Raw genomic sequence first — 23866 nt, 5'->3', positions numbered from 1 at the left:
GCGCGGGGCTTTACGCCACCAGCTGCCCGTTCCATTTCATGAATTCTTCGCCATTCGCCTGCGCCAGTGCTACCCACACTACCGCCACCACGCCCAGCCACCCTACCCGCTTCGCGTCGTCGTAGGCTTCCTCGAAGTAGCGCGTCGCCACGTATTTCACCAAGGCAGGCGTCACCGGCCGCTGGTCCAGCAGGGCCGGTAGCGACAGCCGCCATGGCGCGACTTCATCCGGCCGGGAAATCTCGATTTCCCGCTCCAATCCCGGCCGCTCCGCAATGAACGCCCCCAGAACAAAAGTTGTATTTCCCATCGCTGTACAGTAGAATAAGTGGTTACTAATCGTCTGGCTTGGGTCATCTTTCTTACTTGTCAGGCTTCTCCATATCGAAGAGAGGGTAGGAGGTGAGAGGTAGGAAAAGGCACAAGCGTATCCATCCCCGTTTCGGTAAGGGGGCAGTGAAGGAAGCTCAGTAACTGTAAAGTGGGTTTTGGTAGCTATTGCTCTTTTAGTCTCAATGGCCCCGTCAGAAACGAAGCGTCCGGGTGCCGCAACATCAGCCGGTTCAAATCCACTAGTTTCGATTCATAGTCGGCGGCTGGCCACGAAAACCCGCCAGGCAGCACCATGTCAACCAGCGGCAGCGGTTGCGCCGACAGCAGGGGGTAGGCCGGACCAAGAATAACAACATGGTTCATACAGAAAATGCGACTAAGCATTTTTGGTTGTTTAGCTGCCGCAAGTATACAACACTACTAATAAATTTAGTTTAAAGTGTGCTAAAGAAATTGTCTGCTTATAAGGTAAAATATTGACTGTATGATTATTAAATTTTTATTGGTCTTCCGTAATTCCCGCGTAGCCAACGCACCATCCAAACGAAACGAGCGGACCATCTGGCCCGCTCGTTTCGTTTTTCTTTACACCTCAAAGTGAGGTCTGTCCTTAAACCCCGGCCAATCCCCGCCCCAGCGCACCCGCGCATCCGCTGCCTTCATCAACCGCGCAAACATGCTCAGTAGTAGCCCCGACCACGACACCGACCCATCGGCCAGCAGAAAGGCCACGTCCAGCGCCCGGCTCGGCAGCGTGTTGTGCTTCGATTCGCCGCCGCGCTTGTACGTCACCACCGGCCCCGGCGCGCTCCGGCCGCGAGTGTACAGCTCATCTTGCCGTTCTGGCGACCGGTACCCTTCGGTCACAATCGGCAACCCCAACAACCGCAACACCGGGTCGCCCGACCAGCGCCGCAGCGCCACCTGGTACGCCGCTACCAGCTCCGCCCGTACCTCCGCCAGCCGCGCCGCCTGCCGCACCATCTGCGTCACGTTCAGCCGCGGGGCTACCCGCTTGGCCGGTGTGCCCACCGGCTGGGGTGTTCCGCTCCCGACCGGTTTGTCACTCAAGGCCAGCGTTGCCATTTCGTTCGTTGCTACCAGTTGAATCCTTGGGGGTTGGTCGTGCTTCCGCCGGCACCTTCATCACTTCCTCGGGCCGCTGCAACGCCTTGCGCACCGTCGCCCAAATCGTGACAATAGCCACCAGCGCCTGAATTATCAGGCGGCCGTAATTCTCGATTTTCGTAGGGTCGGGCGGAACAAGCTCGTGGCTGGCCACCTGGCCAAGCAAGGCCGTCATGCCGATGTGGGCCAAGTGCCCGGCTTTCGTGCTGCTAAACATGGTTGTTAGGTCTATAAAAGTTGCTGGTCATTATTGGCATTGCAAATCTACACTGAATAAGCAATTTTGGTTGCATAGCAGGTGTGACTTTTATTATTCAATTTATTGTATTTTATTAAGTAAGCTGAAAAGCATGATTTTGATTTGCCGTAGTTGGGCGGCTCCCCGGCCCTCCGCTTTGCTACGAGCCGGGGCCAGGCTGTCCAGGGGTCCGCTTCGCTGCCGTGCTACGCACCGCTCCCATTGGTCGCGCCCTTCCCATCCTTCGTATGATTGTGCTGCCGTAAATTATCGGCGTTACCGGCAAGGAAGGCGGGGTCACCACCCATCCATAAGCACGCCGCCATTCGGCGGTGATGCTGGGCGACAGAGACTGTGCCCCGCCTTCTGTTTTTGCCCGAAGACTGGACAGTATAAAGGGAGCCCCGGCAGCGGCGGCATCCCGCATGAAACGAGGAAAGTTGCGGTGAAAACCTTGCGGGTGGCCTGTTTTCCACCTTTTATTCCCTTTTGTTATGCTTGCCACAGCCCCGGCCGCCCCGCCGCCCGTCTTGCTCAAGTATGTTGTCGGCATCGACATCGCCAAGGCCACGTTTGCCGCCTGCCTGGGCAGCATCGACGCCGCCCAGCGCCTGCGCCTGGGCAAAGTGGTCGAATTCCCCAACAACGCCGCCGGCTTCGAGGCCCTGCGCCGCTGGGTGGCCGCCGGCCAAGCCGAACCCGAGCGCCCGCTCTGGTTCGTGGTCGAGGCCACGGGCGTGTACTACGAAGAACTGGCCTACTACCTCAGCGCCCAGCAGCAGGCCTTGAGCGTGCTCTTGCCCAACAAGGTCAAGCACTTTGCCCGCAGCACGGAGCAGAAAAGCAAGACCGACGCGCTGGACGCGCGCCTGCTCTGCCGCCTGGGGCTGGAGCGCCAGCTGCCGGCCTGGCAGCCGCTCACCCCCGCCATGCGCCAGCTGCGTTCGCTCACCCGCGAGCGGGCCGCGTTGCGCACCCAGGCCGCTCAGGCCAAGAACCGGGCCCACGCCTACGCCCATAGCTACGAGCCCGACCCGCTGGCCCTGCAACGCTTGCAGCAGCGCCAGGCCCTGTTCGAAGCCCAAATGGCCGAGATTGACGCCCAAACCGCGGCCGTGGTGGACGCCACGCCCGCGCTGGCCCGCAAGCTGGCCCAGCTCACGAGCGTGCCGGGCATCGGCCTAACCACGGCCGTGACCATCGTGGCCGAAACCAGTGGCTTCGCCCTGGTTGAAAACGAGCGGCAATTGGCCAGCTATGCCGGCCTGGACGTGGTGCAGCGCCAGAGCGGCAACCTGGCCCGGCCCACGGCCATTTCCCGGCGCGGCAACGCCCGCCTGCGCACGGCCCTCTACCTGCCGGCCGTCAGCAGCCTGCGCTACAACGAACAGCAAAAAGCCTTTTATGCCCGGCTACGCGCCCGCTCCCCCAACGGCAAGGTCGGCGTGATTGCCGTCATGCGTAAACTGCTCCTGCTCAGCTACTCGCTCTGGAAAAACGACCAAGACTACAACCCCCACTATCACCCGGCGACGGTCCTGCCGCAAAAAGTAGCCCCGACCACCGGGGCCGAGGCTACACAGGATGCACCAAACGGCGCTCCTTTGACAGCCCAAATCTAACAAAAAATTGGCCCTCCGGCTTGTTTTTCATCACAGTATCTGCCGCATTCCTCCCATTCAGTGGTTGCTCAGCGCGACATCGTTCTACGCTCCAGCCCGCCTCTCTTCGCTCCTTCCGCCAACGCTGCGCTACGTTCACTCCTTCGCTTCGTACCTCCGCTCAGTCGCTCGCTACGCTTGCTATGGCTCCAATCGCTCTTTTCGGCCAGCCTCCGCTACCGCCAACCTGCCGCACCCGCCCGGCTCAATTCCGCTCCGTCGGCTTCGCGCTGCTCCGCTGCCTCCGCTCCATTCGCCCGGCTCTTCCCACCGCCCCGATTCGACAGCTACCAGGCACCGCCACCTGCCGCCCAGCCTACCCAATGCCCACCCGGCGCGTCAGGCCGCGGCACCTCCGATACTTCAGTTGCAACCCCTGACGCCAGCCCACCCAAGCGGCCCGCCTCCCGCTGGTCGGCCCACCGCCCCACACCCTGACGCCTGCCTGCCGCACCGCCGCCGGGCCGCGCAGGGCCAGAACAAGGCCCCACGCCACCCGTCGCCACCTCCCCAATTCGGCTGCAGGCCGCAGGCTGAAAAAAGCCCGCCGCCCGCGAATAAAGTTTGCGTTCAAGCCACGCAGGCAGAAGCAAGGCCCGCTTCGCGGAGGGTTTCATTGGGGAGAACCCCAAACCCCCGCCACCATGCCCAGGCTGAAAAAGCCCGGTCATCGGCCTCGGGTTCCGCAGCCTGAAAACGGCCGCTACACCCTCATAGGGTGCCCTTCGGGCCGGCTCATTGGGGGCCTCTAGGCCGGCCCCCATCCCCCTGGCCGTGGCATCTAGCTGGTTTGGTCAGGTGCCCGCGCCCGCCGGTTCCGTGCGTCTGGTGCCGCCCTAGTCCAGGGGTAGCAGCTCGCAGGGCCGCCCCAGCCGCCGCGCTGCCCGCAGGGTGCTCAGCGCGCCCTTGCTGCGCCCGTCCCACACCACCAGCACCAGCGCGGCCCGCTTCACTATCTCGGCGTTGCGCACATGGGTCGCGGCCGTGGGGCCGTGGGCAGCGTAGTCGGGTCGCAGTTCTACCAGCGGTACCCCGTTGGCCCGTGCCCAGCTGGCCGCCAGGGCGTCCACGCCGGCCGCGCCGCCACTTACCACTTCCGCCGGCTCTAGTTCGGCCAGTCGCCGGGCAAGTGCCGCGCAGTGTTGAACGCCCCGGCTGCCTACTACTGCCACTGCTTTATTTTTGTATTTTTCCATAATTAAAGATACGTAAAAATTAGTTGCTGTCATATCAACTATTATAAAACTTTAGTTTGTTTATGTCGCTTTTAGTTGTATCTTTGTTTGGTAGTCGGGAAGGCCCTGGCTACTCGCCCATCCGGAGGCCTACGGCGCGGGCACCCCACGGCTAACACCTACAGCCATGCAACCCAATCAACTTTTGCAGCTTGCCGCTGCCGCCTGGAAAGGCCCCGCCCTCTGCCCGTTCGCCGGCATTTGGGTATCGCAGTCCGCCGCCACCTACGACCAGGGCGGCACCTCTTGGTACATCAGCCTTAAGCTGGCCCAGCAGCCCGCCGAAGGGCAGCCCCGCCCGGACTTCAAAGGCACCGGCAAGTGCCCGTTTCACGCGCTGCGCGAGGCGTTCCGCTCCATGCGCGCTGCCTATCCCGGCTATGCTTTTGGGGCCGTGTGGGAGGTTATCAAGGCCGAGGATGAGTTTGCCGGGGTGCCCGCTCATGCCTAGCGTCGCCATTGCCCCAGCCGCGCCCGTCGTGGGCGCGGCTGCCGGCGTACTGGCTACCAAGCTGGCTGCCTTGCAGGCCACCCTAGACCAGCTAGCGGCCAAGTACCCGTCTCGGCCCCAGCCCGCTCCCCGGCCCACGCCGGCCCCCATCGACCCGGCCACCGTTGCCGTTCGCCTGGCCTTGTCTCGCACGCAGTCGGCTCTGTTCGATGCCCGCGCCGCCCGGTATGCGCTGCGCGACAACTACTGCCCCGGCCCCGGCCGCTTTGCTCAGCTGCGCGCCGCCGTCGTGCGCTACCAGCAGGCCCGCGCAGCCTATGCCGCTGCCGCCGCGGCCTTCCATGACAGCCCGGCCGGTGCTGCTCTGCAGGCGGCCCGCGCCAAGTATCACCGCTTTTAGCCACTAGGCCCGCGCCAAGTAGGCGCGGGCCATAAAAGTTCCTCATCATGCCTCAAACAGTTACTTCCTATCAACCTCATTTGCTCGACCCGCACAGCGCCACGCCGCAGCCGGTCAGCCCCAGGAACGGCCGCAGCTTCAAGCTGGATGAATTGTACCAGCTGCTCGATTGCCGCCTGGTCGATGTCGTCCGCCTCACGCCCGAGTTGATTTTGATAATCGACGACGAGGGCAAGTTCCGCAACCCGGCCTACCTCAACCTGCTGGCTACCTACCTCTGGTATCACCACCAGCCCGCAGCGCGGGGCCATGATTCCATCGTCGGCCGCGCCATCCTCTGCCACGACAAGCAATTCAAATAATCAGCCGGCGCAGGGGCCGGCCGCCAACGGGCCCCACCTTTTTCATTTCATACTCCCAAACCATTACCGTCATGTCCACCAAAGCCAAACCCCAGCGCAGCGCCACCACCAAAGAAGTAGCGGCTCCCGCCTTAACCCTCACCAGCTCGGCCGCCGCCGTGCCCGCTTACCTCACCGAGAAGCTGGACGAGGCCACGGGCGAAGTCGTGCAGGTGGCGCGCTTCCGCTACCTGCCCGGCCACCCGCGCCAAGTGCGCTTCGACGCCAAAGCCGGCCAGTTCAACATCAATGGCACCGTGCCGCTCGGCAGCTCGCTTTCCTTTATTCCGCTGGCTTGGCGCGTGTTCCAGGATGATATTCTGAACATGGGCCGCAAGCTGTGGGCCGAGTTGTTTTTTGCCGATGACAAGGGCGCTATCTGCGCCGTGCTTTTCCACGGCTACAGCGTCGAAAATCTTTACCGCCTGATTGAGCCGCTATTTTACGACGACCTCACCCTGGCCGATGTGGTTGTAAAGGTCACGGCCGAGAAGAAGCAGACGACCAAAGAGGACAAAACGGCCACCTACTACATTGCCCAGTTCAGCTACGAAGCCGCCGACGCGGCCGAGGTAGCCGCCCGCCGTGACTTCGCCCGCGACTTCCCCATCTGGCGCGCCGAAACCTACACCGGCGCGGCCGATATGCGCATCCAGCACGGCTACACCGTGCCCGTCGAGGACGACCCCCACACCCCGGAGCCCGCCGCCGAGCTGGCCGCCTTGCCCATCGCTGCCTAGCGGCAGCAACCGCCGGCCGCCCGTCCCACCCAGGGCCGGGCGGCCCCAGCGGGCTAATTCATCGTTGCTCATTTCCATTTCCGCATTATAGCGCAGCACTATGTTTCACGCCATCACCCATCACCCCGAACTGACCCAGGCCCAGCACCGCGCCCTACCCCACGTCAGCAATACCGACCTGAGTACCCTCAAAAACCGGCTTTTGGGCCAGCCCCGCCAGCTCAACCCCGTGGCCCTGTCCTACGGCAGCCACTTTCATACCGCCGTGCTGGAGCCCCCGCACTACGCGCGCACCGAGGAGCGCGGCATCAAGTGGGCCGACCTGGAGCAGCTGGCCCGCCAGGTGCGCCGCCAACGCTACTGCCGCGACCTTTTATATAGGGGCCAGGCCGAACAGTCCTACACCGCCACGCACACCCCCACAGGGGTAGGGGTGAAGCTCCGTCCCGATTTATTAGTGCGCAGCCGCGCCGGCCGCCAGCTCACGCTTATCGACTTCAAAACCACCAGCAGCCCCGACCTACCCCACTTTCTCACCACCATCGAGAAATATGACTACGACCGCCAAGCTGCCCTATATCTTGACGTACTCGGGGCCACCCGCTTCCTCATCATTGGCATGCAGAAGAAGGCCCCGCACGACGTTTGGCGCGTCGAGCTGACCGCCACGCCCGGCCTCATCGAGCAAGGCCGCAAGAAGTACAGCACCTTACTTCGGCATCATGCCCAACAAACCCACCGCTTGCCTCAAGTCGCCGCACCACTGGCCATAGCTGGACCATTGGCGCAGGCCGCCTAACTTGCTACCATTCGTTTCACGCCCAACTTCCTTTTTCCTCATGGCATCATTTGAAATATTTGCAAAAAGCGGCCAATTCTGGTATCGTCTGCGCGCCAACAACGGCGAAATAGTGCAATCCAGCGAGGGCTACACGGCCAAAGCCAGCTGCGAAAACGGCATTCGCGCCGTGAAAGCCAATTGCCAGCCCAACCGCTTCGAGTCGTTTTTCACAGCCGGCCAATACGGTTTCAACCACGTGGCCGCCAACGGCGAAATCATCGGCCGTAGCGAGAAATATACTACTGCCCAATCCCGCGACCACGGCATCCAGGTCGTGCTGCGCGAAGCCCCGGAGGCCCGCGTCCAGGACCTGAGTTAACCATTTTGCTGAACGCAAAAAAGCCCGTTGGCATCTTGCCAGCAGGCTTTTCGCGTTAGGAACCGAAGGCCGTAAAATCATTCATAACTACGGCTTCGATACTGCTGTTGGCTCACTGCGTCCGCCCGTTTGGTAGCCTACCTTGCAGCATGACTCCTTGCCCCCAATTCAGCCACGACGACCATACCCGCGTCTTCCACCAGCACGAGTGGGGCGAGCCAGTGAGCGACCCCGCCATTTTGTTCGAATACCTGATACTGTACACCTTCGCCGCCGCGCTGCCCCTCGGTTGGGTTCTGAAACGCCGCGAAGCCTTCCGGGATGCCCTCTGCAATTTCGAGCCCGCCTGCTTGGCCCACTTTTCCGACGACGACATCAGCGAGTTCTTACGCAACCCGCACGTCATCCGCAACCGCCGAAAGGCCGAAACCACCCGCCAGAACGCGCAGGCGTGGCTCCGGCTGCGCACCGAAGTGGGCAGCGACGCGGCCTTGCTCCGCTGGTTCTACGCCTTTGTGGGCGGCCAGCCGCACCCCAACCAGTGGGCTACGGCTGCCGAGTTGCCCGCCACCACGCCCGCCAGCCACGCCCTGAGCCGCGAGCTGAAGCGCCGCGGCTTCGGCCTGCTCGGTCCCGTGGGCTGCTACCAGCTGCTGCAAACCGCTGGCTTCGTCAACGACCACCTCACCACCTGCCCGCGCCACGCCGAATGCGCCCAGCTCGCGGCCGAGTGGGCGCTTCCGCTCGAAGCCTGACGTTGGATTGGCAATCGGGCCGGGCGCTAGTCCAGGGCCCGGTTGCAAAAAGCCACCAGCGGCCCCAACGCAGCGAAAGCCCCGCCGATGCGCGCCCGCAAGTCCGGCCCAAACAGGTCGGCCTGCGCCAGCGAATGACTGGCCGTAAAGCTTTTCAGCTTCAGGTATGCCACGGCCGGGTTGTCGGCCGCGTAGCCCTTGGGCGGGCGCTGCAACACGTTTTCCCGGCTTAGCTCCCCCAGCTGCCCGGCAAATGCCGGCTGCCGAAGCAGCGCCTCAAACGCGGGCAGATCGTAGTCAATTTCCTGCCGGATGCGGGCCAGTACCGACGGCTCGGGCAGGTACATGCCGCCCGCCGCGAAAGAGTCGCCCGACTCAATGTTGAGGTAGTAGCCGCCAGTTGGCGTCTGCCGGCCCCCGGCGCTGAACCAGGCGGCGAAATTGGTTTTGTAAGGCGACTTGTCGGCCGAAAACCGCACGTCACGGTTCTGCCGGAACACGCATTTTTTCGGGTCCAGCGCCGCCTGCCCAATGGCCGGGTCCGCCGTGCCCAGGTCGGCCAATACGCCGGTCACCAGGGCCAGAAAATCGGCCTTGGCGGCCTCATAGGCCCGCCGGTTGCCTTCCAGCCAGTCGCGGTTGTTGTTGGCCTTTAATTCGGTCAAAAAAGCCAGGGTATTCGGTTGCAGCATGAGGGAAGCGGAAAAAGGGTAACGCTTTGCAAAATTGGTGCACTATAAACTCAAAAAAGGCCCTCGGAAACTCCGACGACCTTTTTTGCCAGCCCTGCCGCCGGCTACCCGTGCAGCTCGGCGAAGAAGTTGACAATGTTGCCGTCCGGGTCGATGACGCGGGCGAAGCGCTGGCCCCAGAACGCATCCCAAGGGGCTGTGTGGCTGCCGTGGCCGGCGGCCATCACGCGGGCATAGGTCGCGTCTACCTCGGCCGGGTCGGCGCACCGGAAATGCAGGCCCACCCGCTGCCCGCTCGGCTGCGGCCACTGCGGGTCAAGCTGCTTCACCATTGCCTCGGTGTCGAAGCCCAGCGTTGGCCCGCCGGGCGTGTGCAGCTCTACATGGGCCTCATCGGCCTGCCCCTCGGGCACGGGCAGGCCCAGGGTGCGGTAAAAATCCAGGGCGCGGCCCATGTCGGCCACGACCAGGCCAATGGTATCCAGTTGAATGCTCATGAATCCGGGTTAGCTCTTGGTGATTTTGTTGATGATTTTCAGGAAGCGGCCGGGGGCCACGCGAGAGCCGATGCGCAACACCCGCGCCAGGCCCACGGCCGCTTCGTAGTCGTCGGCGCGCAGCGCCGCCAGCGTGGCCGCAGCAACCTGCTCCGGGGCAAGTCCCTTGCTGGTTTGGCCGCGCTGTACCCGCGCGCCCTGGTCCAGCTCGGTGTCCACGATGGGCGGGATGATTTCAAACACTTTCACCGACGTAGTCCGCAGCTGATGGCGCAGCGAGATGCTGAAGGAGTGCAGCGCCGCTTTGGTCGCGCTGTACACCGGGGCCCGCGTGAGGGGCACAAACCCCAGCCCCGACGACACGTTGACGATAGCCGCCGTCGGCTGCTGCCGCAAGTGCGGCAGCAGCAGCGCCGTCAGGTGCAGCGGCCCTTCCAGGTTGATGGCCACTTCGCTGGCCCCTGCCCAGAAGGCTTCGGGCTGGTTTGCAAAATCAACTTCGCGCTGAATGCCGGCGTTATTGATGAGCACGTTCAGGCGCGGGCACTCGGCCACGGCCCAGGCCGCCAGGGCAGCGCGTTCGGCCGCCACGCCCACGTCGCACACCCGCACGCGCACGCCCGGCAGCAAGGCCTGCGCCGCCCGCAGCTTCGCTTCCCGCCGCCCGCAGATAAGCACTTCGTTGCCGGCCTTTACCAGGGCCGTGGCCAGGGCCAGGCCAATGCCCGTGGCCCCACCCGTAATCAAAATCGTATTTCCGCTCAGCTGCATGAAGTAAGGCGTTGGTTGACGCTGCAAAACAACGACCACCCTTCCATTCAAAATAGCCGGTTTCGGCCAAAAATCAGTCCGTTTCGGCCACCGCCTGCCGGGCGTACTTCTTCGGCGTGGTGCCGGTTGCGGCCCGGAACAGCCGGGCAAAGTGGCTCAGGTTGGTGAAACCCAGCCGCTCGCCCACGTCGGCCACCGACAGGGCCGGGTCGCGCAGCAGGTGCCGGGCCTCGTCCAGCCGGGCCTGCTGGAAATAGGCGTGGATGCTGCGCCCGAACACCTGTCGGAACAGCACCTTGAGCCGGGTTTCGCTCAGGCCCGCCGCCGCAGCCAGCGCCGCAGCCGTGGGCGGCTGCGCCAGGTCGGCCAGCAGCCGGCCGCGCACCTGCATGAGCCGTTTGGCGTCGGCCGGGTGCATGGCCGGCAGCGTGTGGCCCGCCCGCCCCGCCAGCCGCCCCAGAAACAAGTACAGCAGCTCCTGCGCCTTCAGCCGGTAGTAGAGCGGGCCGAGCGCGGGCGAGGGGGCGGCCGGCGGCTGCCGCAATTGGCGCAGCACGGCCAGAATCTCCGCCCCGGCGTCCTCGTACACGAAAAACGACTTTGCCCCGGCTTGAATTTCGGTCAGCAGCGTGGGCTCCCCGTCCGGCCCCAGCAGCTCGCGCAGCACCGCCAGGCGCACGGTCAGGATGCCCACGAAGATTTCCACCCCCACCGGAAACGCAAATACCCCGCCCATGTCGTCGGTCGAGAGCGTGATGCCGCCCGCCGCCCGTCCGGTGTGTCCGGCATTGGCTCCGGCAAATTCCTGCCGGATGGGCAACTCGTTGAGGTAGAAAGTAATGCACACCAAATCGGTGCGCGGCACGGCCGGTTCGCGCCGCAGCGTGACAGGGGCGCACAGCGTGTAGTGATGCGTAATCAGCTCAAAGCCCGCTTGCAGCACGTGCGCCTGCAAGCCGCCGGTGCCCAGCGCCGCCGGCAGCGTGAGCGTGTGCCCCACCGGCTTCACGCCCGCCACGGCCGCAAACTCCTGCAGAAAATTAACCGCGCCGGTTGGGGTAAAAACTAGCTCCATATCCAGGAAACAAACCTACCCGCTTTTGTTGAAATTATGCTTTGCGACGCAATTAAAAAGCCCGCTGGCAACTTGCCAGCGGGCTTTTTTGTATTGCAAAATATAGCTAATTCTCTCCGGTCAGCCGAGCGCGGCAGCCTTTTCAGCCTGGCTTCCTTATCCGAAATGCTGACCCGTAAAGTACTGCGCGTAAGATTTCGCTTGGTCGCGCACCGCCCGGAATTGCCAGAGGATTTCTTCCTCGCTGCCTGGCACCGCCGAACCTGCACCAACGCCGGTGTTCACTTTTACGCAGCCCGGTAATTGACCTCGGCACAAGGAGGTGCCGCTTCGACTGGCAGCCTCACAAACAGACCCAACAAGCGGCCACTAGCACCAGCAACAGCACTACCGCGTTCCAGCCAGCGGCCGGGCCGCATAGTTGGCCAAACCGTGAGCAAAGTCGGCAAACATCTTCGTGAAAACCGGCCGGAGCAGCCCCGCCAAGGGCCGCAGGCCCCAGGCCAGCTCGTAGCACACCAACCAGTCGATGCGCGTATTATTTTCATTCAGCGCCACAAACTGAATGTCTTCCACCATACGCCGCACCAGTGGTACGGACAGCGCATCGGAACTGAAGGCGAAGCGCCGCCCCGGCTCCAGGGCCAACAGCCGCTCCCGCACCCGAATCCATTGCAAGTGAATGTCGCGGATGGAGCCCATTGCGTAGGGTGAGGCATTGTACCACACGGTTTGCACGTAGCCTTGCGCCCAGACGGGTTGATTTTCGCCCGTCAGCAGCACTTCGTACAGGCGCTCGGCCGACACCGGGGCCACAAGCTGCGTGAGAATCTTTTCCGGGGCCGTGTCGCAAAAGCGCAGGTCCACCGGGATGCTGTTAAACCACATAAGCCGTTAGAGAGAGTCGCCGGAAGCCGCCCGGCGGGCGGGGTCAATCGACGCAATTGGTCAACACCTCCTCCATGCTGCGCAGCAGGTTGGCGCGCATAGCTTCCAGTTGGCGGATTTTCTCGTCAATGGCGGCCAACTTGCCCGCCATGCGGGCCTGCTTTTCGGCGGCCGGCAACTCCTGGTTGGCCCACAGGTCCAGCACGTCGGCAATTTCGGCCAGTGTAAAGCCCAGTTCTTTCGCCCGGTTGATGAGCGTGAGCCGGGCCACCGTCGTGGCCGGGTACGACTTGTAGTTGTTGAAGGGCGAGGGCCGGCCCTCGGCCCGCAGCAGGCCCATTTTCTCGTAGTACCGGATGGTGTCGCGCGAGACGCCGGCTTGCTCCACAATTTCGCCGATAAGCATAAGGAAGGGGATGGAGGTTGGGAAAAGGAGGGAGCAGCTGCCCCGCCCAGGGCCGGCCGCTCCGCTCCCGCGTTACGCGGCTTTGGTGAGCAGGGCCGGATGCTGGCGCAGGTACTCAACCGCCTCGCGCACCGTTTCTTCCACCGGCCGGGGCCGAAAGTTTAGCTCCCGCCGCGCCTTGCTGGTGTCGTAGTCCAGGCGCAAGCCCCAGAACATGTCCACGAACGAAGTTTGCAGCAGCGGGGCCTTGCCCGCGATTTTGCCGCCCGTTTCCATCAGCCAGGCCATGCCCCACAGCAGCGGGCGGGGCAGCCGCGGCGGGGTTTTGAGCGGGTGCTCGGGAAAGAGCTTATTGAGCAGCCCAATCGTTTCGCGGATGCTGGTGCCTTTTTCCTGCGCCAATAGGTACCGCTCACCGGGCCGGCCCTGCGTGCTGGCCGCTACAGCGGCTTTCGCCACGTCTTTTACATCAATCCAGTTAAGGAAAATGTTGGGGTCGATAGGCAGCTTGCCCTGGTAGATGTCAGCTAGAATCTGGTACGACTCGTTCAGGCCGAAATTCTCGCTGCCAATCATGGTGCCCGGCAGGATGCTCACCAGTTCTACCCCCAGCCGCTTCGACAAGTCCAGCGCCAGCTTGTCGGAGTCGTTTTTGGAGTTGTAGTACACGTTGCGCCGGTCGGGGTTGTAGCCCCCGGCTTCCGTGGCGGGCAAGTGGGCATAATTCACCGAGGCAATCGACGACACGTACACGACGCGCCGCACGCCGGCGGCTGCTGCCGCCTCAATCAGGTGGCGGGTGCCGTCCATGTTCACGTCGTAAATCTCCTTTTGCGGGTCTTTGGCCCAGAGCTTGAACGAGGCGGCCACGGCGTACACGGTGTCCACGCCCTGCATGGCGGCCCGCAGTTGAGCCACGTTGGTAATGTCGAGCGGCACGAGTTCGGCCGCCAGCCCGGCGAAGGGCGCGGTGTTTTTGGTGTTTCGCACGCCGGCTCGGACCGGAATGCCCTGCCGGAGCAGTTCGCGGACGATGTTGTTGCCGAGGTGGCCGTTAGCCCCGGTAACCAGGGCAAGTGTAAGAGGGTTCATCTTCTGAGGTGTTAAGTGGCGAAAAGAACTGCCCCCAATAAACACCGTGGAGTATAGTCCACGGTCAAGTCTTTTCAGTAACTATTTTTCAAAATGTGCCTTTACGCCTTGTTGAGGGGTATTTATTTTTTGCTTATGGTGCGTTGGGAATACAAGGAGCCGACTCCCCATAACGGGAGCCAGCTCCCTTTGAGTTTTCGGGTATTACCTGCCGATAGCCGTTGGCGGCAACAACTTCGTCCACATCGGCGGGCAGCATAAACAGCGCCACCCTGCCATCGCTGGTACACATGCCTTCATCACTGCGAGACCACCGAGCACAAAAAGGCCGGCTCCCAATCAAGGAAGCCGGCCAGTCGGCAAGGTTTCAGCCGCCGCAACTGCCCAAGGGGCAGCCACTCCTTTTAGTCGTTCACTTGCTCGGGCACCTTTTCCGCGAGCAATGCAGTTGCCGTCTGCGCGGGCGGCATAATGGGCGTACCCGCCACCAGCTCCCCAAAAAGCGGGTTATTGGGCAGAGGCTGCCCGCCATTGCCATCCGGCACCTGGTTGAACAGGACCACTTCCTCACCGGGCGTACTTTGGGCCAAATGGTCCACCAGCACCTCCTGCCCGCTGTTGGCGTGCAGCGCCTGCGTGAGCAGCGTGTAGGTACTCACATCCACGTTGTAGAGCTGGTTCAGCGCGTTCATCTGCATGGCCGCATCTTCAGCCGCGCCGATGGCATCCGAGAGCAGTTTGGTATAGCGCCGGGCTTTCTGGTCGGCCTTCGCCCGCAGGCTGATAGCGCGCTTCATGCGCCGCTTGAATTGGGTTTGATAAGCAGTAAGTGCCATGATAAAAAGAGGTTAAAAAGTGGAAGAGGGTAGGGAATGAAAAACGGCCAGCCGCTGCCGGCTGGCCGTTTCGGTTTGAGGATGCCCAAGGCTAGGCCACGTACTCAATCGCCAGCGGGTTCGTGCTGTTGTTGTTGAGCGGGTAGAACTTGCCGTTTACCTGCTGGTAAAAGTTGATGCCTACCACGCCCACCACCAGATTAGCTGCGGGCGGGGCCGCCGGGAACGTCGCCACCATCGCCTGGTTGGCTAGGGCCGCACTGTTCACCGCTAGGATGCCGAGCGGGGCCGCTACCACGGCATTCGTGAAGGTCAGCGCCTCCATGTCCACCGACGACACCGCGAATACCACCTCAAAGTGCGTCGTGCCCTGCGGCGCGGCAATGTCGCTGGCCGGGTTCAGGCTCGGGATGGTCATTGTCACGTCCGCCCCGTTGCCCGTCACCTCGTAGGGGAAGTACGTCGTCTGCCCGATGCCTGCCCCCGCGTTGAAGTTGAAGCCGAGCAGCGGCGCCGAGTTGCTGGCGTCGAATATGCGCTGGCCCCGGTCGTTGGTGTCATCGAGGCCGATGACTTCGCGCATCAGCTTAGTGAGGCGCGAGGCCACGCGGCTGTCGCTGGCCGAGGCAATAGCCACGCGTAGCGAGTCGCGTACTGCCTTGCTGTACTTGGCCGCCTGGCCAAATTCTGCCGTGTTCTCCCGAGTACGGGCCATGCTGGCCGCCGTCAGGTACTTGGCTTTGTTGGAAGCCGGCTTTTGCCGGATGCTTCCGTCTTTGGCAAACACGAGGCCCCCTACGGTGCCCTGAATGCCCAAAATGCCGGTTTGTTGAGCCATAGTAAAAAGAAATTGATGAAGTGGATGATTTTAATTGTCGTCCAAGGTGTATAAATAGCCCTGTGCGCAATTGTGAACCAAAATTCATCTACTATTTTTGACTAACCAAGCTCCGCGCCCGAACTAACCCGGTTTGCGCCCACCCATCCCCATGCCGCGCATCTGCATCTATCCAAAAGACGTGGCCCAACTCACCGGCCGCAGCTACGACGCCGCCAAGCGCCTGGTCCGCCGCGCCCGTCAGGCCGCCGGCAAGCCAGCCGGGGCACTGGTCACGGTGCAGGACTTTTGCCAGCTCACCGGCCTCGATGAGGCCGAGGTTTCCCGCGCCCTAAATCCAAGGTCCGCGTAGCAGCCGACCGAGGCTCCCCCGTAGCTCGCCCGTACCTAAACCCAGGCTAAGCCCTACCCGCCCCGCGCCGCTCTCACCAGCCGCCGCCCACAAAAACGCCCGGCCCGGAACAAGCTTCGGCCGGGCGTTTTTGTGTAAAACCACTCGTCAGCTAACCCCTCTAAGCGGCCAGCAGCACCTGGCAAACTTCCGGCACGGCGGCAGTAGCCGCTACCGCCTCCCCGTCCCAAATCCGCCGCATCTCCTGATGCTGGAAGTCCTCAATAATCTTGGCGTAAATCATGGTTGTCTGTATGCGGGTGTGGCCCATCACCTTCTGCAATACTTCCATTGCCATGCCCCGCAGCAGGCTTTGCGTCGCAAACGTATGGCGCGCCGTGTGCATCGTCACCAACTCGTGCTTGGGCACCTGCCGCTTCACCACCTCGCCTAGTTCCGTTGTCACGACTTCCACCATTTCCCGCAGCCCCGCCAGCTCACTGATTTTCTTCAGATTCCGGTTCATCACCTGGTTGGCCATTACCGGCATCAGCTTCTGGCCTACCCCCCGGTACTTGTCCAACAGCGCCGAGGCCGCCGCCGTCAGATAGATACTCACCGACGTGCGCGTTTTGGTTTGCGTCAGCCGCAGCACCCGCGCCCCGCTCCATTCGTGCAAATTTCCTTCGCGCAGTTCGGCTAAGTCCGAGTACCGCAGCCCCGTGTAGCAGCAAAACAGGAAAGCATCCCGCGTCCGCACCAGCCCCGCCGGCAACGCCGCCGCTTCCAACAGTTTCAGGTCCGAAGCCAGCAAATATACCTTGTCCACGTCCACCCACGCCGCTTTCAGCTGCCGCACCTTCAGGGCCAGCGTCAACCCCCGGTCTTCTCCCAGGTACGCCAGCAGGGCCTTGATGTGCTTGACAACTTTCCAGATGGAATTTTGCGCCAGCTTCTTTTCATTCCGCAGAAAGCCTAGCAGCCGGTCGTGCATGGCCACGTCGTAGGCCGCCAAGGTCAGCTTGCGCTTTAGCCTCCCCTCAAATTGCTCCATCAGGTTGCGCGTCGTTTTTACGCCCTTCAACGTGCTGGCCCGCCGCCCCCGCGCCGCCAGGGCTAGGCGGTACTCATCAAACAATTCAATCAGGGGCAGCACCGGCACCGCCTTGGGCTTTTCGACGGGGGCAGGCGGGGCTAGTGCCGCCTTCAAGTCTTCCGGCGTGGGTTCTACGCCCGAGGTGCGCAATTGCCGGTAGGCCGCCTGAACCCGCGCCGCCAAGCTGTCCAGGTATTCGTTGGCTTCCTGAAAGCCCGGCTTGGAGCGCCGAAACTTCTGCTTGTCGGTCTGCCATTCCGAGGCCAAGCATTTTTCGCGGGTCACCAGGCGCAGGCGCTGCCCGTCGAAATAGGCCCGCAGGTGAATGGTGCAGCGCCCAGCTGCGTCCGGCCGGTCGGTGCGGCGTTCAAATTGTACCGTCATGGGGGTTGGAAATGGGGGTGTGGTTGGGGGCGCATTTGGGGGTTTAGATAAGGTGAAACCAGGTAGTAAAGACAGTCCGGGCCAAATGCAAAAACCCCGGAAAACCGCTTCAGTTACCTGATTAGCGACTTTCCGGGGTTTCCGGGGGTAATTACCTGTGGTCGTGTAAGGAGGAACACTAGTTCCGTTGAAGTGCGCTGAAGTCGGCTGTTATCATTGTTTCGGCTCCTCTACGTCCGGTTTGCTTGAGCATGGGCGCTAGAAATACCTGAAGTTAGCTGCGGTTGCATACTGGGTGCATACTGCAACAACGCTCGTTTCAATTCTTCGCTCAGCAATAAATCGGGATTGTCACGAATGAAACCCTCGACCACCAAAGTCAGGCTGGTGGGAGCTGCCTTCGACTTTGTTCGCTTAGCCTCCCATCGCTCGTCAAACTCTTTGCTGCTTTCGGGACGTTGCGCGGTTGCCCCAACGTATCGCTGGAACGAAGCAAAAGTAGTGTGCCCGCTCCAGCTCATGACGTCCTTCTGGTGGAAGCCATTGTCTAGGCATTGAGTGACAAAGGTGCGGCGGAGCGTATGCGAGGTTACATACTCCCACTTTGGTTTTGACCGTTCCAGTGCTTTGCCTCGCAGTCGATAGTCTTGGATATGTTCCTCGCGCAGGCTCGCAATTTGTTGGCACACTTCTTTAATGCCTTCATTGAACTTCTGCTCGCTTATTGTGGGCAGTCTCAACTCGCCATCGCAGGTATATTTAGCCAATACATGTCTTGATTGGCGGACCAGTGGAACATGAACCTTCACTGCCTTCGACGCGCTTTTTTTCATGGGTATGCTGATGAAGTCGTCCGTCACGAACCGATTCTTCAAACGACGCAGGTCGCTCCACCGAAGCCCACAGAAAGCCTGTAAAATGAGCACATCCCTAATCTTGTCCAACCGAGAAAGGTGCGGTAGGGCGAGCCCCTCAATTGCGTCCAAGTCTGTTTGACTTAAGACGAAGGGAGTAGTCAACATTACGGCGTGTAATGCCTTCGCCCCATCGTCGTCCAGATTCACTCCGGGCGCGGGATGTTTCCGTAGGAACTGGCGCAACAAGCGCACCCGCTTGTGTAAGGTCGCGTCGTTGTAGCCCTGCTGTTCCTTCCCCTGCTTTGCTGTTTTCAGCCATTGCTGCCAGCGTCTCACGTCCTCGGTCTGCATGGAAGACAGGAACCAGACAGTGTTATGCGCCTTCTCAAAATCTTGAATGTTGTGCAGAACCGTGTTGAAATTACGCCGAGTACTTGCTGCCCAGTCCTCCTTTGTGTCCATCCACGCCCGCAGCACGGCGGTCAAGGGCTGCTCCGCCACCACTGCCTGTATCGAGGCGGTTCGCTTTTGTCGTTGCTGGTTGAGTTGCTCGATGGTCGGGTACACGCTCCCATTGGCAAGGTATATCTCCCGGACTTGTACTTTCAGTGATGCCAGCACGGCTTGGGCTTTCTTATTGGCTGCGGCAGCCCCTGCGCCAGTCACGCACCGGCTATGGTTGTCCCATTGTGATTTAGCCACACGCACTCCCGTAGGGAGACGTTTGGTTTTGCGGGCGTGGGAATATTCGGCGTAGATGGTGACAACGCCGTTGCCGCCATTACGCGCAACCAGATAACTTTTGTTTTCCATTGTGGAAGTTTTAAAAATGAATGTAAACGGAGCCGTGACCGTGCCCTGCTCAGGAGCACATCTCTCAGGTTCGGCGCTTATAGCATCTCAAAAATCAAAAGTTTTAAATCTGGGCTGGTACAGGTAAAATATATTTTCGGGCTGGCAACTCTTCTTGCTAACGCCCCGGAAAGATGTAGTAATAAAACACTGAAGTCCAATGCCCATAAATGCTCAGGCAAAGATAATTGCTTGCTTGGAGATAGCCTAGCTCCAAGCAAATATTTTGCTATTTTTTGGTAGGAGGGGTGTAATTAAAGGGCGGGCTGGTGAACACAGCCAGCAGCGCATCTAGTCGTTGCGTCGTCCGAGGAATGCGCGTCTTATTTTTATCGCGTAGTAACAAAGCCTGCGCCATCTCCACGCTCATACCCGCGTCCAGTGCCGCTTGGCTGATTCGGATGTATTTCGCGTACCGTTGCACCCATTGTCGCAAATCTTCCCACTCTTGCTCAATGTCCATTCTTGCAGGGTGGAGCGACTGTGAGTTATCAGGAGCGGGAGGAGTAAATGGCATTGATTAAGTAGATGAACTTGAATAATAATATGCTGGATTAATAAATGAATTCCAGTTAATTATTAGCGGGTTGACCATCGCATTGAGTTTCCCTTTCTTCGCCGATGCTCCCGTCGTGTTGTTGGAGGTCGGCTGGCAATTCCGGTGGGGTGTTGTTCATATACTTTCGGAGCTCTCGACTATTGAGGACGCGCCGTAAAGATTCGGTCTGCTCAGATGGGTTTAAATTAGCTAAGCCGACCTCGATGACATGGTAAAGGTCATTAAAATCAGTGTTGAAGCCGAGCTGTTCACCGGCAACTAAAAACCCTTCGAGCGTTCCGGGGGAGTTGAAGCCGCATATGCTATAATACGATAAAAACATCTGGTCCAATTCCTGCGCGATGTTGTCCAGTTCGTCCACTTCGATATTCGAATGGGCGTCGAAATTGCGAGTAAGCCTTGTCCGGTCGGCGTGCGCAATCTCCTTGTCGCGCTTTGTTTTTATGCGGGTAATCAAATCCTCGTACTGCGCGAACTTGAGTTCGTCCGCTATAAGCGCCTTGTCCAGAGCTGTAAATACCTCGGGACTCAGGCTCCTCCGCTCTTGTTGGCGTATCAGATTAACTAAATACTTGAAATTGATGGAGCTACTACCGGTATCAAAAATTTTGCTCAGTTCTAATACTGCGCGGTCTAGAAGCAGTACGGCAGCCATCATCATAAAATGAAAAAACAGCGATACAGCATCGGGGTGCTCCCGAAAGCCATTGTAAAGCTGCCTCCACAGGCGGAGGTACAGCCTAGTGTCTATCACGACGCGATGCAGGCGGTCTAACGTGAGATTTATCTTCGTCTTTCTGCTTTCTGCTTCCCTTAATTGGGCAAAAGCCCTCTCTATTTCCTCGTAGTTCATGGTGTCGGCACATGTTTGACAATGGGTAGCTACTAGATGAAAAAAGCCTCTAGCAGCGAGGTGCGCAAGTAGCCGTCAGCATCGACGTCATCGGTGCCAACGGGTAGCTGCCCACTGCCCACCTGCACGAACACAGTACTGCATTGTACCAAATCCTTGTCCGCGCACATTGGTAAGTGGTCGGGATGCTGGAACGTGCCTTGGACCGCTTGCTCGTTTGCCGTGTGGGGATAGAGCAGTACCGTGTGCTTAGCGTCGTAGTGGTGTGCGTAGGCGTAAAGTTGGCGTAAGTCGGTTTCGGCGGGGCGACCTTGCGGGCGCTTCCACTTGGCGTCGAGAACGATGTTGCCTACACCGGGAACCGTGACCAGTATATCCGGCTGCATCTCGCTGGTTGAGCCCGTAGTAGCTTCCCAAAAAACCTTATAACTGGGTTTCTGCACTGTCCAGCCCAATGGGGTGCCGATGCGCTGCAACGTGCGCAACAGGTACCGTTCCCAGAGCTGATTCATGTTGAACAGCAGTGCCACCAAGTCTTTGGCGCCGCCGCGCAGGTCGGGGCGGTGGTGGAGCAGCAGCAAGCGGGCGATGACCAGCGCGGGACGGTAAGCTTCCGTTTTGCGGTCAAACACAAGCCGGGCGAAGGTTGCAGCCGTGACTTTAAGCGCGGGGGCATCAGACCATTGCAGAAGCGCCCGCGCCGTGCGTCCGCGCAAGGTAGGGGAACTGGTTAGTCGAGGCAGCAGGAGCAGGGCTTGGCGGAGGAGCTGGTTGTGGAGGTGCTGGTGGTCGTAGGTTTGGTGGCGGGTATAAAACCGCTCTTGGTGCACCAGATTGCGGGCAATATGGGTGCCGAATTGGATAGCCCCGCGTAGCGCCATTTGCTGCCCCTCAGTGTGGCGGTAACGCTTCACCAGTCCCCGGTGCAATAAGGCTTCCACCTCGTTGAGGAACAGGTCGAGGTAGATATCGAGCAGGCTGTTCTCCTTCTCGCGCAGCATCGCATTGCTGAGCGAATCCATCGGCAGCGTGCCTGATTCGCGCAGCATCCGCAGCAGAATGTCGCGCCATTTTTGCAGGTCCTCTCCCGAAGTAGTGTCCACGTCGTCCACCTTGGGCAGAATCTCGATGGTCAGGTCACCGGCTTGAATGACGCCCACGTAGCTGCGGAACCGCACCCCATCGTGGCGCATGTCGTAGTAGCGGTGCGCGGCGTGCTCGTCGTGGTAGCGGAAGAGTTGTTCCCAATGCCGCTTTTCGAATGTCACTCCTTGCTGCTCCGCGCCGATACGAAGGGTGCTGTGTTCCAGCACCTGCATAATCTTAGCCATGGGCAGGAAGGCTATGCGTAGATGTCTTGGAATGCCTTGGCTTCCAGCTTTACCACGTCGGTGAGCTTGTACACGGATTTCTCACTCAACTCCCCCGTGTTGTACTTGTCGAACGATATCAGTTTATAGCCGGATGCGTTCTGCTTCTTGTCCACCGGCTGAATGAACGCGCCGCCGAGCACTAAGCCAATCTTGCCCCAATCACCAAAGAAGTACTCCTGTAGCAACGGCAAGATGTTGCGCCGAAAGGCTTCGCGCAATTCCGTTAACGTGGTCACGCGCATGAGCAAGGCGTGACCGATGCAGTGGTCGTGGTCCAGCAGTTGTTCCAACCGCGCATTGATGGCGATGAGCATTTCCCGCACGTTCACGCCCTCTACGTCGGTCGGTAGCAACTCGGGGTCGGGCAGCATTTCCGTGAAGCTGAAACGACGGCGCAACGCGGTGTCCAACGCTTCCACGCTGCGGTCAGCAGTATTCATGGTGCCGAGCAAGTACAGGTTCGGCGGCACGGAGAACTCCTCCTGCGAATAGGGTAGGATAACAGCCAATGCCTCCGCGCAGCCCGCACGCTTGTCATCTTCCAGCAAGGTTATCAGTTCCCCAAAAATGTTGGCGACGTTGCCCCGATTTATCTCATCGATGATGAGAACAAAGGGGGTTGAGGAATTAGGAGCTAATTCAATCCCATGCCAAAGCTCTGAGTTGTTTTCATATCTCTTCAGAGCATTGAATGCAACCCAAAGTAGGGTCATGTGGGAGCCGCCAACTTTATTGGAAATATCGCGCTGCAAATTTGTGATTTGCTCGATGCTTGGGTAGAGTTTATAGAGTTTTTTAATCCGGTCCTTGTCAGCAATATATCCTCGCTCAACTTCCCTGCCTCTGGGGTATCTGAAAGTAAGCTGCCCAGAATCCTTATCGACATTGATAAGCTCTACTTCACTAGACTTTTTATCATTAGACTTTTTAGTTGGTAATAGTACGGGTCCACTGGTGTGGTGAAGGAGGTCATCAAGATGGTCGAGGAAGCCCGTATACAGCTCGTCGAAGGAGACGGATAATGCAGTTGTGCGTGCTGCGCCGTAGTTAGCATAGGGAGCAGCCGTATCACACATTTGCCGAAAAATGCCTTTGCGTACGTCATATTGCACACCGCCGTGGCTGGCGTGGACAGTGCCATCCTTTCCCGTTTCAGCATCCTGCTCGCCTAGCTCAACAGCCGTAGGTGCGGGGGTAGGGGCTTGATGCCTTCCACGAAATCCTCGTAGGTGAAGGCTTGGTGGAAGGTGACAAATGCAATGCGACCTGCCGCCCGGTAATCCTCGAATTTTTGGCGCAGCTCGGCGCGCTTCTCTTTCGGATACTTTGCCGCCAGCTCATCGTCGCTGATACCTTCCAACAGTGCCACAGCACGGGCGGTGGTATGATAGGTCTTGCCTGTGCCGGGAGGACCGTAGAGTATCTGATTTCGGGGTGTCATGGTGGCAGTGTATGCAGTGCCGGGCGGAGGACTGGCTATCAACGTTCGGTCAAAGAAGGGCTCAAAAATATGCTGGTTGGCTCCCGCTAAATCGTTGACCTCGTAGAACGTGCTGAAGCCGCTCGGTGCCCAGTGCTTGTTGATATTCTTGATATTCCAAATGTCACCCTTAACTGGCTCGACCACCAGTTCTGCAGCGCGGTATCCCCACTCATTTCCCACAGGTAGCAACGTAGTGATGTCGTCGGGCAACTCCGACCATTCTCCCGTGAGCCGGTAGATACCCCATAACTCCCTAGACCCAACGCAGGCGTACACGTAGTCGCCAAGCTTCGCCACCTTTTTGAATAGTTCGCCCTGCCCAGCTTTGGCGCTGCCATCAAGAACAAGCCAATGCTTGTCTTTGAGCTTCCCGAGTAGCGGGTATTTCTTCTTGATGAATAGATTGCTCATTGACAGCTTGTACATGGACTTGCCGTCGAGATATAATGGGGTAGGCATAGTAGAGTGACTTTCAGCCGTA

33 protein-coding genes are annotated in these 23866 nt (G+C 60.1%); 10 read left to right on the top strand and 23 right to left on the bottom strand.

Annotation, left to right across the window (positions count from 1 at the left end; all coding sequences use genetic code 11):
- Positions 1-10: 10 nt before the first annotated feature.
- The 4 genes from MKZ35_RS12350 to MKZ35_RS12335 all read right to left on the bottom strand — a co-directional run bounded on the left by MKZ35_RS12350 (position 11) and on the right by MKZ35_RS12335 (position 1678).
- Positions 11-310: a hypothetical protein gene (locus tag MKZ35_RS12350; protein ID WP_482513582.1), complete on the bottom strand. Its 300-nt coding sequence runs from the start codon at positions 308-310 to the stop codon at positions 11-13.
- Positions 311-495: 185 nt separating this feature from the next.
- Positions 496-696: a hypothetical protein gene (locus tag MKZ35_RS12345; RefSeq protein WP_482513581.1), complete on the bottom strand. Its 201-nt coding sequence runs from the start codon at positions 694-696 to the stop codon at positions 496-498.
- Between the two features lie 222 nt (positions 697-918).
- Positions 919-1404: a M15 family metallopeptidase gene (locus tag MKZ35_RS12340; protein ID WP_482513580.1), complete on the bottom strand. Its 486-nt coding sequence runs from the start codon at positions 1402-1404 to the stop codon at positions 919-921.
- Positions 1397-1678: a hypothetical protein gene (locus MKZ35_RS12335; protein WP_482513579.1), complete on the bottom strand. Its 282-nt coding sequence runs from the start codon at positions 1676-1678 to the stop codon at positions 1397-1399. The genes MKZ35_RS12340 and MKZ35_RS12335 overlap by 8 nt, the downstream gene beginning before the upstream one ends.
- A gap of 515 nt (positions 1679-2193) precedes the next feature.
- Here MKZ35_RS12335 and MKZ35_RS12330 point away from each other — a divergent pair.
- Both MKZ35_RS12330 and MKZ35_RS12325 read left to right on the top strand, forming a co-directional pair.
- Positions 2194-3321 carry an IS110 family transposase gene (locus tag MKZ35_RS12330; RefSeq protein WP_482512062.1) on the top strand — a complete coding sequence of 376 codons (1128 nt, stop codon included), beginning with the start codon at positions 2194-2196 and terminating at the stop codon, positions 3319-3321.
- Positions 3322-3381: 60 nt separating this feature from the next.
- Positions 3382-3798 (top strand): hypothetical protein, encoded by a 417-nt coding sequence (locus tag MKZ35_RS12325; RefSeq protein WP_482513578.1) that lies wholly within the window; start codon positions 3382-3384, stop codon positions 3796-3798.
- Between the two features lie 398 nt (positions 3799-4196).
- Here the strand turns inward: MKZ35_RS12325 and MKZ35_RS12320 are convergent, their stop codons facing one another.
- Entirely contained in the window at positions 4197-4556 is a 360-nt protein-coding gene (locus MKZ35_RS12320; protein ID WP_482513577.1) for an SLOG family protein, read from the bottom strand.
- A gap of 166 nt (positions 4557-4722) precedes the next feature.
- Between MKZ35_RS12320 and MKZ35_RS12315 the strand changes: the two genes are divergently transcribed.
- The 7 genes from MKZ35_RS12315 (at position 4723) to MKZ35_RS12285 (ending at position 8502) form a co-directional block, all read left to right on the top strand.
- Positions 4723-5046 carry a hypothetical protein gene (locus MKZ35_RS12315; RefSeq protein ID WP_482513576.1) on the top strand — a complete coding sequence of 108 codons (324 nt, stop codon included), beginning with the start codon at positions 4723-4725 and terminating at the stop codon, positions 5044-5046.
- Entirely contained in the window at positions 5039-5446 is a 408-nt protein-coding gene (locus MKZ35_RS12310; RefSeq protein ID WP_482513575.1) for a hypothetical protein, read from the top strand. Before MKZ35_RS12315 ends, MKZ35_RS12310 begins: the two co-directional genes overlap by 8 nt.
- A 47-nt stretch (positions 5447-5493) precedes the next feature.
- Positions 5494-5808 carry a DUF3846 domain-containing protein gene (locus MKZ35_RS12305; protein WP_482513574.1) on the top strand — a complete coding sequence of 105 codons (315 nt, stop codon included), beginning with the start codon at positions 5494-5496 and terminating at the stop codon, positions 5806-5808.
- A gap of 71 nt (positions 5809-5879) precedes the next feature.
- Positions 5880-6587 (top strand): hypothetical protein, encoded by a 708-nt coding sequence (locus MKZ35_RS12300; RefSeq protein ID WP_482513573.1) that lies wholly within the window; start codon positions 5880-5882, stop codon positions 6585-6587.
- Positions 6588-6687: 100 nt separating this feature from the next.
- Positions 6688-7386 (top strand): PD-(D/E)XK nuclease-like domain-containing protein, encoded by a 699-nt coding sequence (locus MKZ35_RS12295; protein ID WP_482513572.1) that lies wholly within the window; start codon positions 6688-6690, stop codon positions 7384-7386.
- 40 nt (positions 7387-7426) lie between these two features.
- Positions 7427-7747 carry a YegP family protein gene (locus tag MKZ35_RS12290; RefSeq protein ID WP_482513571.1) on the top strand — a complete coding sequence of 107 codons (321 nt, stop codon included), beginning with the start codon at positions 7427-7429 and terminating at the stop codon, positions 7745-7747.
- Positions 7748-7896: 149 nt separating this feature from the next.
- A complete protein-coding gene (locus MKZ35_RS12285; protein WP_482513570.1) occupies positions 7897-8502 on the top strand; it encodes a DNA-3-methyladenine glycosylase I in 606 nt (201 codons plus the stop codon).
- A gap of 26 nt (positions 8503-8528) precedes the next feature.
- On the opposite strand, the gene MKZ35_RS12280 is transcribed toward MKZ35_RS12285, so the two are convergent.
- The 11 genes from MKZ35_RS12280 to MKZ35_RS12230 form a co-directional block, all read right to left on the bottom strand.
- Complete coding sequence (locus tag MKZ35_RS12280; RefSeq protein ID WP_482513569.1) at positions 8529-9194, bottom strand: DUF2461 domain-containing protein; 666 nt, start codon at positions 9192-9194, stop codon at positions 8529-8531.
- 104 nt (positions 9195-9298) lie between these two features.
- A complete protein-coding gene (locus MKZ35_RS12275; protein WP_482513568.1) occupies positions 9299-9691 on the bottom strand; it encodes a VOC family protein in 393 nt (130 codons plus the stop codon).
- Between the two features lie 9 nt (positions 9692-9700).
- On the bottom strand, positions 9701-10489 hold the full coding sequence (locus MKZ35_RS12270) for an SDR family oxidoreductase (protein ID WP_482513567.1): 789 nt from the start codon (positions 10487-10489) through the stop codon (positions 9701-9703).
- Between the two features lie 46 nt (positions 10490-10535).
- Positions 10536-11537: a helix-turn-helix domain-containing protein gene (locus MKZ35_RS12265; RefSeq protein WP_482513566.1), complete on the bottom strand. Its 1002-nt coding sequence runs from the start codon at positions 11535-11537 to the stop codon at positions 10536-10538.
- Positions 11538-11693: 156 nt separating this feature from the next.
- Complete coding sequence (locus MKZ35_RS12260) at positions 11694-11822, bottom strand: hypothetical protein (RefSeq protein ID WP_482513565.1); 129 nt, start codon at positions 11820-11822, stop codon at positions 11694-11696.
- 102 nt (positions 11823-11924) lie between these two features.
- Entirely contained in the window at positions 11925-12404 is a 480-nt protein-coding gene (locus MKZ35_RS12255; protein WP_482513564.1) for an SRPBCC family protein, read from the bottom strand.
- Between the two features lie 64 nt (positions 12405-12468).
- Positions 12469-12831, bottom strand: a complete 363-nt coding sequence (locus tag MKZ35_RS12250; protein WP_482513563.1) for a heavy metal-responsive transcriptional regulator — start codon at positions 12829-12831, stop codon at positions 12469-12471.
- A 72-nt stretch (positions 12832-12903) separates the two neighbouring features.
- Entirely contained in the window at positions 12904-13923 is a 1020-nt protein-coding gene (locus MKZ35_RS12245) for an NAD-dependent epimerase/dehydratase family protein (protein WP_482513562.1), read from the bottom strand.
- 133 nt (positions 13924-14056) lie between these two features.
- Positions 14057-14215 carry a hypothetical protein gene (locus MKZ35_RS12240; RefSeq protein WP_482513561.1) on the bottom strand — a complete coding sequence of 53 codons (159 nt, stop codon included), beginning with the start codon at positions 14213-14215 and terminating at the stop codon, positions 14057-14059.
- Between the two features lie 112 nt (positions 14216-14327).
- Entirely contained in the window at positions 14328-14759 is a 432-nt protein-coding gene (locus tag MKZ35_RS12235) for a hypothetical protein (protein ID WP_482513560.1), read from the bottom strand.
- A gap of 91 nt (positions 14760-14850) precedes the next feature.
- Positions 14851-15597, bottom strand: a complete 747-nt coding sequence (locus tag MKZ35_RS12230; protein ID WP_482513559.1) for a hypothetical protein — start codon at positions 15595-15597, stop codon at positions 14851-14853.
- Between the two features lie 133 nt (positions 15598-15730).
- Here MKZ35_RS12230 and MKZ35_RS12225 point away from each other — a divergent pair, with 133 nt between their 5' ends.
- Positions 15731-15949, top strand: a complete 219-nt coding sequence (locus MKZ35_RS12225; protein WP_482513558.1) for a hypothetical protein — start codon at positions 15731-15733, stop codon at positions 15947-15949.
- A gap of 160 nt (positions 15950-16109) precedes the next feature.
- Here MKZ35_RS12225 and MKZ35_RS12220 read toward each other — a convergent pair whose 3' ends face one another.
- The 7 genes from MKZ35_RS12220 to MKZ35_RS12190 all read right to left on the bottom strand — a co-directional run bounded on the left by MKZ35_RS12220 (position 16110) and on the right by MKZ35_RS12190 (position 23844).
- Positions 16110-17408 (bottom strand): site-specific integrase, encoded by a 1299-nt coding sequence (locus MKZ35_RS12220; protein WP_482513557.1) that lies wholly within the window; start codon positions 17406-17408, stop codon positions 16110-16112.
- Positions 17409-17638: 230 nt separating this feature from the next.
- A complete protein-coding gene (locus tag MKZ35_RS12215) occupies positions 17639-19078 on the bottom strand; it encodes a tyrosine-type recombinase/integrase (protein WP_482513556.1) in 1440 nt (479 codons plus the stop codon).
- A 268-nt stretch (positions 19079-19346) separates the two neighbouring features.
- Positions 19347-19580 carry a hypothetical protein gene (locus tag MKZ35_RS12210; RefSeq protein WP_482513555.1) on the bottom strand — a complete coding sequence of 78 codons (234 nt, stop codon included), beginning with the start codon at positions 19578-19580 and terminating at the stop codon, positions 19347-19349.
- Between the two features lie 109 nt (positions 19581-19689).
- Positions 19690-20529: an AbiU2 domain-containing protein gene (locus MKZ35_RS12205; RefSeq protein WP_482513554.1), complete on the bottom strand. Its 840-nt coding sequence runs from the start codon at positions 20527-20529 to the stop codon at positions 19690-19692.
- Between the two features lie 32 nt (positions 20530-20561).
- Positions 20562-21860, bottom strand: coding sequence for an McrC family protein (locus MKZ35_RS12200; RefSeq protein ID WP_482513553.1), 1299 nt, complete (start codon positions 21858-21860; stop codon positions 20562-20564).
- A gap of 11 nt (positions 21861-21871) precedes the next feature.
- A complete protein-coding gene (locus MKZ35_RS12195; RefSeq protein WP_482513552.1) occupies positions 21872-23014 on the bottom strand; it encodes an McrB family protein in 1143 nt (380 codons plus the stop codon).
- Between the two features lie 56 nt (positions 23015-23070).
- The gene (locus MKZ35_RS12190) at positions 23071-23844 is read right to left on the bottom strand and encodes a hypothetical protein (RefSeq protein ID WP_482513551.1); all 774 of its coding nucleotides are present in this window, start codon (positions 23842-23844) and stop codon (positions 23071-23073) included.
- Positions 23845-23866 lie beyond the last annotated feature (22 nt).

It is taken from the genome of Hymenobacter sp. R533113, assembly GCF_056835965.1.
Note: the sequence above shows the minus strand (reverse complement) of the source record. Positions and strands in the feature narration are given on the sequence as shown.

What these genes read in the sequence shown, in the direction of transcription:
- MKZ35_RS12350 (WP_482513582.1), bottom strand. Translation starts at nt 310, where the DNA reads ATGGGAAATACAACTTTTGTTCTGGGGGCGTTCATTGCGGAGCGGCCG.
- MKZ35_RS12345 (WP_482513581.1), bottom strand. Translation starts at nt 696, where the DNA reads ATGAACCATGTTGTTATTCTTGGTCCGGCCTACCCCCTGCTGTCGGCG.
- MKZ35_RS12335 (WP_482513579.1), bottom strand. Translation starts at nt 1,678, where the DNA reads ATGTTTAGCAGCACGAAAGCCGGGCACTTGGCCCACATCGGCATGACG.
- MKZ35_RS12330 (WP_482512062.1), top strand. Translation starts at nt 2,194, where the DNA reads ATGCTTGCCACAGCCCCGGCCGCCCCGCCGCCCGTCTTGCTCAAGTAT.
- MKZ35_RS12320 (WP_482513577.1), bottom strand. Translation starts at nt 4,556, where the DNA reads ATGGAAAAATACAAAAATAAAGCAGTGGCAGTAGTAGGCAGCCGGGGC.
- MKZ35_RS12315 (WP_482513576.1), top strand. Translation starts at nt 4,723, where the DNA reads ATGCAACCCAATCAACTTTTGCAGCTTGCCGCTGCCGCCTGGAAAGGC.
- MKZ35_RS12310 (WP_482513575.1), top strand. Translation starts at nt 5,039, where the DNA reads ATGCCTAGCGTCGCCATTGCCCCAGCCGCGCCCGTCGTGGGCGCGGCT.
- MKZ35_RS12305 (WP_482513574.1), top strand. Translation starts at nt 5,494, where the DNA reads ATGCCTCAAACAGTTACTTCCTATCAACCTCATTTGCTCGACCCGCAC.
- MKZ35_RS12300 (WP_482513573.1), top strand. Translation starts at nt 5,880, where the DNA reads ATGTCCACCAAAGCCAAACCCCAGCGCAGCGCCACCACCAAAGAAGTA.
- MKZ35_RS12295 (WP_482513572.1), top strand. Translation starts at nt 6,688, where the DNA reads ATGTTTCACGCCATCACCCATCACCCCGAACTGACCCAGGCCCAGCAC.
- MKZ35_RS12290 (WP_482513571.1), top strand. Translation starts at nt 7,427, where the DNA reads ATGGCATCATTTGAAATATTTGCAAAAAGCGGCCAATTCTGGTATCGT.
- MKZ35_RS12285 (WP_482513570.1), top strand. Translation starts at nt 7,897, where the DNA reads ATGACTCCTTGCCCCCAATTCAGCCACGACGACCATACCCGCGTCTTC.
- MKZ35_RS12280 (WP_482513569.1), bottom strand. Translation starts at nt 9,194, where the DNA reads ATGCTGCAACCGAATACCCTGGCTTTTTTGACCGAATTAAAGGCCAAC.
- MKZ35_RS12275 (WP_482513568.1), bottom strand. Translation starts at nt 9,691, where the DNA reads ATGAGCATTCAACTGGATACCATTGGCCTGGTCGTGGCCGACATGGGC.
- MKZ35_RS12265 (WP_482513566.1), bottom strand. Translation starts at nt 11,537, where the DNA reads ATGGAGCTAGTTTTTACCCCAACCGGCGCGGTTAATTTTCTGCAGGAG.
- MKZ35_RS12250 (WP_482513563.1), bottom strand. Translation starts at nt 12,831, where the DNA reads ATGCTTATCGGCGAAATTGTGGAGCAAGCCGGCGTCTCGCGCGACACC.
- MKZ35_RS12245 (WP_482513562.1), bottom strand. Translation starts at nt 13,923, where the DNA reads ATGAACCCTCTTACACTTGCCCTGGTTACCGGGGCTAACGGCCACCTC.
- MKZ35_RS12240 (WP_482513561.1), bottom strand. Translation starts at nt 14,215, where the DNA reads ATGTGTACCAGCGATGGCAGGGTGGCGCTGTTTATGCTGCCCGCCGAT.
- MKZ35_RS12235 (WP_482513560.1), bottom strand. Translation starts at nt 14,759, where the DNA reads ATGGCACTTACTGCTTATCAAACCCAATTCAAGCGGCGCATGAAGCGC.
- MKZ35_RS12230 (WP_482513559.1), bottom strand. Translation starts at nt 15,597, where the DNA reads ATGGCTCAACAAACCGGCATTTTGGGCATTCAGGGCACCGTAGGGGGC.
- MKZ35_RS12220 (WP_482513557.1), bottom strand. Translation starts at nt 17,408, where the DNA reads ATGACGGTACAATTTGAACGCCGCACCGACCGGCCGGACGCAGCTGGG.
- MKZ35_RS12215 (WP_482513556.1), bottom strand. Translation starts at nt 19,078, where the DNA reads ATGGAAAACAAAAGTTATCTGGTTGCGCGTAATGGCGGCAACGGCGTT.
- MKZ35_RS12210 (WP_482513555.1), bottom strand. Translation starts at nt 19,580, where the DNA reads ATGGACATTGAGCAAGAGTGGGAAGATTTGCGACAATGGGTGCAACGG.
- MKZ35_RS12205 (WP_482513554.1), bottom strand. Translation starts at nt 20,529, where the DNA reads ATGAACTACGAGGAAATAGAGAGGGCTTTTGCCCAATTAAGGGAAGCA.
- MKZ35_RS12200 (WP_482513553.1), bottom strand. Translation starts at nt 21,860, where the DNA reads ATGGCTAAGATTATGCAGGTGCTGGAACACAGCACCCTTCGTATCGGC.
- MKZ35_RS12190 (WP_482513551.1), bottom strand. Translation starts at nt 23,844, where the DNA reads ATGCCTACCCCATTATATCTCGACGGCAAGTCCATGTACAAGCTGTCA.